Annotated in this window: 6 protein-coding genes and 1 pseudogene; 4 read left to right on the forward strand and 3 right to left on the reverse strand. The window is 69.2% G+C overall.

Translation table 11 applies throughout. The features are described from left to right. Positions 1 to 398: pseudogene (locus x551_RS17515) on the forward strand (glutamine-synthetase adenylyltransferase); the annotation flags it as partial. Next, entirely contained in the window at positions 382 to 987 is a 606-nt protein-coding gene (gene rrtA, locus x551_RS17520) for a rhombosortase (RefSeq protein ID WP_036234309.1), read from the forward strand. The pseudogene x551_RS17515 and the gene rrtA, both read left to right, overlap by 17 nt. 9 nt (positions 988 to 996) lie before the next feature. On the opposite strand, the gene rfaE2 is transcribed toward rrtA, so the two are convergent. From rfaE2 to x551_RS17535, 3 genes are all read right to left on the reverse strand, one after another. Then, positions 997 to 1,476, reverse strand: coding sequence for a D-glycero-beta-D-manno-heptose 1-phosphate adenylyltransferase (gene rfaE2 / locus x551_RS17525; RefSeq protein ID WP_036234312.1), 480 nt, complete (start codon positions 1,474 to 1,476; stop codon positions 997 to 999). A gap of 52 nt (positions 1,477 to 1,528) precedes the next feature. Beyond that, complete coding sequence (locus x551_RS17530; protein WP_011827840.1) at positions 1,529 to 2,416, reverse strand: ferritin; 888 nt, start codon at positions 2,414 to 2,416, stop codon at positions 1,529 to 1,531. Between the two features lie 106 nt (positions 2,417 to 2,522). After that, positions 2,523 to 3,455 (reverse strand): MerR family transcriptional regulator, encoded by a 933-nt coding sequence (locus x551_RS17535; protein ID WP_036234314.1) that lies wholly within the window; start codon positions 3,453 to 3,455, stop codon positions 2,523 to 2,525. A 143-nt stretch (positions 3,456 to 3,598) separates the two neighbouring features. Here x551_RS17535 and x551_RS17540 point away from each other — a divergent pair, with 143 nt between their 5' ends. Further along, entirely contained in the window at positions 3,599 to 4,216 is a 618-nt protein-coding gene (locus x551_RS17540) for a glutathione peroxidase (protein ID WP_011827838.1), read from the forward strand. Between the two features lie 388 nt (positions 4,217 to 4,604). Further along, positions 4,605 to 5,904 (forward strand): FAD-dependent oxidoreductase (locus x551_RS17545; protein WP_036249795.1); only part of this gene is annotated, 1,300 nt, incomplete at its 3' end.

Below are 5,904 nucleotides of genomic sequence, written 5' to 3' on the forward strand. Positions count from 1 at the left end.
GCCGCAGCCTGCGTGAGGAGGTCCGCACCATGCGCGAACGGGTGCGCGCCGCCCACCCGGTGCCGGCCCGTGACGGCCAGCCACCGCCGTTCGACGTGAAGCACAGCGAGGGCGGCATGATGGACGTCGAGTTCGCGGTGCAGACGCTGGTGCTGGCGCATGGTGCGGCGCACCCGGCGCTGCGCGACGACATCGGCAACATCGCGCTGCTGCGACTCGCCGAAACCGTGGGCCTGCTGCCGCCGGGCGTGGGCCAGGGCGCCGCCGATGCCTACCGGGAACTGCGCCGGGCCCAGCACCGCGCGCGGCTCGACGAGGCGCCGACGCAGTTCGACGGCGAGGCCTTCGCCACCGAGCGAGCCGCGGTGCGCGCGCTCAGCCGTGCCGTCTTCGGCTGAGGGGCCGCGCAGCCTGGTGCGGCCGGGCAGCATCGCCTGGGCCCTGGTAGGGCTGCTGATGCTGTTGCCGGCGCTCGCGGTCTACCCGAGCCCCACCGCCGAACCGGTGCTGAACTGGCAGCCGGCGCTGTGGCTCACCGAACCGTGGCGTGCCTGGAGCGCCGTCTGGGTGCACCTGAGCCGGCAACACCTGCTCGTCAACTTGGCCGGCGGGCTGTTGGTGGTCGCGCTCGGCGTCGCCGCCCGCGTCCCGATGCGCGCCGCCATCGCCTGGGCGACGGCGTGGCCATTGACGCAGCTCGGCCTGCTGCTGATGCCCGACCTGGTGCGCTATGCCGGCCTGTCGGGGGTATTGCACGCCGGGGTCGCCATCGTCGCAGTCGTGCTGCTGCGGCGCGCGGATGCGGCGTCGCGGCGGCTGGGGGGCGCCATCGTCGCCGTGCTGACCGTCAAGCTGCTGAGCGAATCGCCGTGGCGCGGACCGCTCGCGCATCCCGAAGGCTGGGACATCGCGGTCGCACCGCTCGCGCACAGCACCGGCGCGATCGCCGGGGCACTGCTCGCCTGGCTGCTGCTGCGCCGGCGCTGACGCCAGGGTTCAGTCGCGGATGCGGCGCACCAGCGCGGTGGTGGAGTAGCCGGGCAGGAACGGGATGGCGAGCGCGCCGCCGCCCCAGCTGCGCACCAGCGCGGTCTCGGCCAGCGTCTCCATGTCGTAGTCACCGCCCTTGACGTACAGGTCAGGTCGCACCTGCTTCAGCAACTCGACCGGCGTCGGCTCGTCGAACAGCGTGACGAGGCTCACGCTCTCGAGCGCTGCCAGCACCGCGGCGCGGTCGGCCTCGCGGTTCAGCGGTCGGTCCGGCCCCTTGCCGAGGCCGCGCGCCGACGCGTCGCTGTTCACTGCGACCACCAGACTGCCGCCGAGCGAGCGCGCCTGCGCCAGGTACTCGACGTGACCCCGGTGCAGGATGTCGAACACGCCGTTGGTGAAGACGATCGGCCGCGCGAGTTCGCCGAGGCGCTGACTCAAGGCCCGGCGGGAGCAGAGCTTGCCGTGGAAGGCAGGGGGCGTCATGCCGCCATTGTCGCGTGCCCCGCGCCGGGCGGCCGCGATGAGGCGGACTCGATCAGGCCGGCTGGGTGCCCGGGGGGCCGCCGGCCGCCGAAGCCGCCGCCGCGGTGGCGGCCAGCTTCTGCGTCATTTCCTTGCGGAAGCGGTTGAGCTCCTGGACGCTCTCGAAGCTGCGCTCCATCAGCAGGCTCAGGTTGTGCAGGATGCGTTCGACCACCTTGTTCTCCCACACGGCATCGAACTGGATCTGCTTGTCGAGCCAGGCCTCCAGCCACTCGGGATCGGGCAGGCGCGACTGGATGGTGTCGCGCGGGAACAGCCTCTCGTTGACATGCAGGTTGGTCGGGTGCAGGGCCTGCGCGGTGCGGCGCGCACTCGCCATCAGCACGCCGACCTTGGCGAACGCGGCCTTGGCCTCGTCGCCGAACTTCTGCAGTGCGCGCTTCATGTAGCGCAGGTAGGCGCCGCCGTGGCGCGCTTCGTCGCGCGCCAGCGTTTCGTAGATCGCCTTGATGACCGGCTCGTCGTGCCACTCAGCCGCGCGGCGGTACCAGTGGTTGAGGCGGATCTCGCCACAGAAGTGCAGCATCAGCGTCTCGAGCGCCGGGGCGGGATCGAACTCGAAACGCACCTCGTGCAGTTCGGCCTCGGTGGGCACCAGATCGGGCCGGAAGCGACGCAGGTATTCCATCAGCACCAGCGAGTGCTTCTGCTCCTCGAAGAACCACACGCTCATGAAGGCCGAGAAGTCGCTGTCGTCACGGTTGTCGCGCAGGAACATCTCGGTGGCCGGCAGCGCCGCCCACTCGGTGATGGCGTTCATCTTGACGGTCTGCGCCTGCTCTTCGGAGAGGCGGCTGGCGTCGAACTGGTCCCAAGGAATGTCCTTGTCCATGTTCCAGCGCACGGATTCGAGTTGCTTGAAGAGTTCGGGGTAAAGCATGTCGGCCCCTTGTTGAGCTGCGCCGATTGTAGGTGGCGGGCGTGACACGACGGCGTCATATCCCGTGCGCCGAGCAGCGCCTTCTTGAGCGGAAAATGCGTCGCGCTCAACCGTGCTGCGCGCGCCAGCGCCGCGTTTCCCCGGCGATCGCACCCAGCGCGGCCAGCGCCGTCACACCCGCCACCGGCCGGCGCTGCAGCACCGGCGCACTGCCGCCGGCCCAGATCTCGATCGACGGCGGCAACTTCTCCCGCAACTCCGCGAGACCGGTCGTGACCGCCGTCGGCGTGAGTATCGAGCTGAAGCTCAGCGCCACGATGTCGGCGCGCTGCGACTTGGCGGCCAGCACGATGTCCCAGATCGGCGTCTGCACCCCCAGGCTCAGGCAGCGGCAACCTTCCAGCAGGAACAGCGGTTCGGCCATCAGCAGCCCCAGGCCGTGCGGCTCGTGCGGGAAGGTGGTCAGCAACACGCGGGGCCGGCTGCCCGTCTCGGGCACCGGCACCGTGCTGATGGCCTGACGCAGCAGCACGTGCATCGATTCGGTGTACAGGTGCTCCTCGAAGACTTCCAGATGACCGCGCATCCAAGCGTCGCCGATCAACGTATTCAAGGGCGAGATGACCTCGATGACGAAGCGCGCCAACCCCAGCTGCAGTTGTGCCTGCGCCAATTGGCGGCGCAGTCCGTCCACGTCATGAGCGCGCACCAGATCGACGTAGGCGCGAAGATCGGGTTGGCCGGGATCGCCGCGCGGTCCCGCGACCGCGGCACCGCTGTCGCTGAGCCGCAGCAGGGCGTCGACCGGCTGCGCGACGATCTGCCCAGGCCGGTGCCCGGCGTCGAGCAGGCGCTTGATGACGCGCAGCTTCTCCACCTGATCCAGCGGATAGAAGCGCTCGGCCAGCGCGTTCCGGTCCGGCACGGGGAAGCCGTAGCGGCGCTCCCAGATGCGCAAGGTGTCCTTCGTCAGCCCCGTGTCGCGCTCGACCGCCGCGATGGACAGGGCGATGGGACGGGTTTCGCTGCGTGTGCTCATCGCCGCTGGCGCCAGCTCGCGCACGGCCATCGACAAACCGGGGATACACGTTTCATTGCGGGTCGACCAGCATTTGACGGGGGCATGGGCGCTCGTAATATAGATCAGTTCCAGCGTTTGACCAGGACAAACAGGAGATCCTCATGCCCACTCTTGCCACGAGATCAGCCAGCGCCACCCTCTCGCCACGGCGCCGTCCGTGGCTCGGTCGCTCGGCGTTGCGACGCCTCGCGATCGCCGCGCTACTGTGCATCGTGGGCAGCGGCGCACAGGCCGCGTGCCCGCCGTTGCTGGACCGCAGCTTCCCCCGCCTGCAAGACGAGAAGCCGCAGAACCTCTGCCAGTACGCCGGCAAGGTGGTGGTGGTGGTCAACACCGCCAGTTATTGCGGCTTCACCTCCCAGTACAAGGGGCTCGAGGCGCTGCACGCCCGGTACCAGTCGAGAGGCCTGGTCGTGCTCGGCTTCCCGTCCAATGACTTCGGCTCGCAGGAACCCGGCAGCAACCAGGACATCGCCGCATTCTGCGAGAACACCTTCGGCGTCAGGTTTCCGATGTTCGCGAAGTCCAGCGTGAAGGGCAGCGCCCGCAACCCGTTGTACGCAGACCTCGCGCAGCGCACCGGGAAGACGCCCGCATGGAATTTCCACAAGTACCTGATCGGCCGCGACGGGCAGGTCGTGCTCAGCTTCTCGAGTCAGACCGACCCGCAAGACCCTGTGTTTGTCCAAGAGATTGAAAAACTTGTGGATTCACAATAAGACTGAACAGTAATATATAGACCATGCAGTTCAATAAGTTACAGCCCGAGAGCGGCAACGCCAATGCCAGAGACGGGCATCCATGGAGCTGCTTGCAAGTCGTTGCACCCACCTACGGAACATTCCGCGGCCATGTCGGTCGCAGCAAAGGTTGCCGCCGTCCTTCCCGGACCCGGCCCCCCGGTCCCGCTGCCGGGCGCTCTTTTCTGCCGCGAAGCCTTCCCCAGTGGATTGAAATCCCTGAGCACTTCTCCTCCTCCCTCCCTCCCTCCTTGGCTCAGGGGCGCTTCGCAGCATTTGTTCTTCCGATCGAGTCCCTCGCCGAACCGATCCTGACCCGCGACGCCGGTGTCCGCACCGGCGTCGCGCCGTCTGCGCGGTGATGCCGATGCGCCGCGTCGCCGTCATCGGGTCAGGGATTGCCGGTCTGGCTGCGGCGCACGCCCTGACCACGGAGCCCTCGCCGGCGCCGCTCGCGGTGACGCTGTTCGAAGCGGGCGACTATCTCGGCGGGCACACCCACACGGTCGACATCACGCTCCCGGGCACGAACGGTCCGGTCTCTCACGGCGTGGACACCGGCTTCCTGGTGTTCAACCACCGCACCTATCCCAAGCTGGTGGGCCTGTTCGAGGCCCTCGGCGTGGCGACCGCGCCGTCGGACATGTCGTTCTCGGTGCAGGCGCCCGACGCCGGGGCCGCGGGGCTCGAGTGGAGCGGCTGCAATCTGGACACGGTGTTCGCGCAGCGCCGAAACGTCGCGCGCCCGCGGTTCTGGCGGATGCTGAGGGACATCCTGCGTTTCAACCGTCTCGCGACCGCGATCGCGGAGCGCAACGAGGATGCGCAGCTCACGCAGCCGATCGGCGATTTCCTGGCCGAGCACGCCTTCAGCCCCGAGTTCCGCGACTGGTACTTCCTGCCGATGATCGGCTGCATATGGTCCTGTCCGACCGATCAGATGCTGCGTTTTCCGGTCGCGACGATGATCCGCTTCTGCCACAACCACGGCCTGATCCAGGTGACCGACCGGCCGCAGTGGCACACGGTGCGCGGCGGCGCGCGGCACTACGTCCGGAAGATCGCCGAGCGACTGACCGACGTGCGCCTGTCCACGCCGGTGCGTCGGGTGATGCACGTGCCCGGCGGCGTGCGGGTCGCCACCGACGCCGGCAGCCTGCCGTTCGACGCGGTCGTGCTGGCCTGCCACAGCGACCAGGCGCTGGCGCTGCTGGCCGATCCGACCCCGCAAGAGCGCGCCGTGCTCGGCGCGATCCGCTACCAGCCGAATCGCGCGGTGCTGCACACCGACAGCTCGGTGCTGCCGAAGCGCCGCCGGGCCTGGGCCGCCTGGAACTACGAGCGCGCCACGACCGGCTCGCGCGAGCAGGCTGCGGTATGCCTGCACTACCTGATGAACCGGCTGCAGCCGTTGCCGTTCCAGCAGCCTGTCGTCGTGTCGCTGAACCCGACCCGCGAACCGGCGCGCGGCAGCGTGCTCGGCGATTACGACTACGCCCACCCGGTGTTCGACCTCGCGGCCATTGAAGCCCAGCGGCGCCTGCCGGACATCCAGGGCGGCAGCGCGCAGCGCTGGTACTGCGGCGCCTGGACCGGCTACGGCTTCCACGAGGACGGGCTGGCGTCCGGCCTGGCCGCGGCGCGGGCCGTGCGCGGGTGGCTGGCCG

The sequence above is a fragment of the Methylibium sp. T29 genome, from assembly GCF_000576205.1.
Lineage (GTDB): Bacteria > Pseudomonadota > Gammaproteobacteria > Burkholderiales > Burkholderiaceae_C > Methylibium > Methylibium petroleiphilum.

Bases quoted from the DNA above. Each gene is read 5' to 3' on its own strand.
- rfaE2 (WP_036234312.1), bottom strand. From the start codon at position 1,476: ATGACGCCCCCTGCCTTCCACGGCAAGCTCTGCTCCCGCCGGGCCTTG.
- x551_RS17530 (WP_011827840.1), bottom strand. From the start codon at position 2,416: ATGCTTTACCCCGAACTCTTCAAGCAACTCGAATCCGTGCGCTGGAAC.
- x551_RS17535 (WP_036234314.1), bottom strand. From the start codon at position 3,455: ATGAGCACACGCAGCGAAACCCGTCCCATCGCCCTGTCCATCGCGGCG.
- x551_RS17540 (WP_011827838.1), top strand. From the start codon at position 3,599: ATGCCCACTCTTGCCACGAGATCAGCCAGCGCCACCCTCTCGCCACGG.